The 1,158-nt window shown below is 68.7% G+C and carries 1 protein-coding gene; it reads left to right on the top strand.

Annotated elements, in window-relative coordinates:
- The coding region (locus tag HGG74_RS20825; RefSeq protein ID WP_168489446.1) for an IS481 family transposase at positions 1-1,137 on the top strand (1,137 nt) is incomplete at its 5' end.
- Positions 1,138-1,158: the final 21 nt, after the last annotated feature.

Genomic DNA, 1,158 nt, shown 5'->3' on the forward strand with positions numbered 1-1,158 from the left:
TACGGAGTCAGCCGGCGCTGGGTGCACGAACTGCTGCGCCGCCATGCCGAGCATGGCGAGGCCGGGCTGGCCCCGCGGTCCCGGCGCCCCGGCAGCAACCCGCGTGCGGTTCCCGGCGAGGTCCGCGACCGCATCCTGGCCCTGCGCGCCAAGCTCACGGAAGAAGGACTTGACGCCGGCCCGGCCACCATCGCCTGGCACCTGGGACACGAGGGATATCCGGTGCCCTCCACCGCGACCATCCACCGCATCCTCAGGGCTGCCGGACAAGTAGTCCCCGAGCCCCGCAAGCGCCCGAAATCATCCCTGCGCCGTTTCGAGGCAGCCCAGCCCAACGAAACCTGGCAGTCCGACTTCACCCACTGGCCGCTGGCCGACGGTACCGATGCCGAAATCCTGAACTTCCTCGATGACCACTCCCGCTACCTGCTGGCCTGCACCGCCTTCAGCCCGGTGACCGTGGCCGCCGTGGTGGACACCTTCCTGGCCGCCGCCGACGAGCACGGGCTGCCCGCCTCGACCCTGACCGACAACGGACTCGTCTACACCACCCGCCTGGCCGGCGGCAAAGGCGGCCGCAACGGCTTCGAGCACCTCCTGCACGCCCTGGACATCACCCAGAAAAACGGCTCCCCGGCCCACCCGCAGACCCAGGGCAAGATCGAACGCTTCCACCAGACCCTGAAAAAATGGCTCGCCGGCCAGCCCCCGGCCCGCACCCTGGCCGACCTAAACGAACAACTGGTCAGGTTCCGGCAGATCTACAACCACGAACGCCCCCACCGGGCCCTGGACCGCAGCACCCCGGCCCAGGCCTGGACCGCCACGCCCAAAGCCGCCCCGAAGGGAGCCCGGCAGGGCGGGCACTGGCGCGTGCGTACCGACAGGGTCGACCAGGACGGCAAAGCCACCCTCCGCCACGCCGGCAGGCTCAGACACCTCGGCATCGGCCGCCGCCACGCCCGCAAGCACATCCTCATGCTCGTCCATGACCGCGACGTCACAGTCACGGAACTGGGAACCGGGGAGATCCTCGCCGAATTCACCATCGACCCGGCACGGAACTACCAACCCAGACAAAGAAAAACACCCCGGTCCAAAGACCGGGGTGTTCACGATGTCGCGGGACATCCGTAACCGATGTCCCGCGACATCACA

The organism is Arthrobacter mobilis, from assembly GCF_012395835.1.
Lineage (GTDB): Bacteria > Actinomycetota > Actinomycetes > Actinomycetales > Micrococcaceae > Crystallibacter > Crystallibacter mobilis.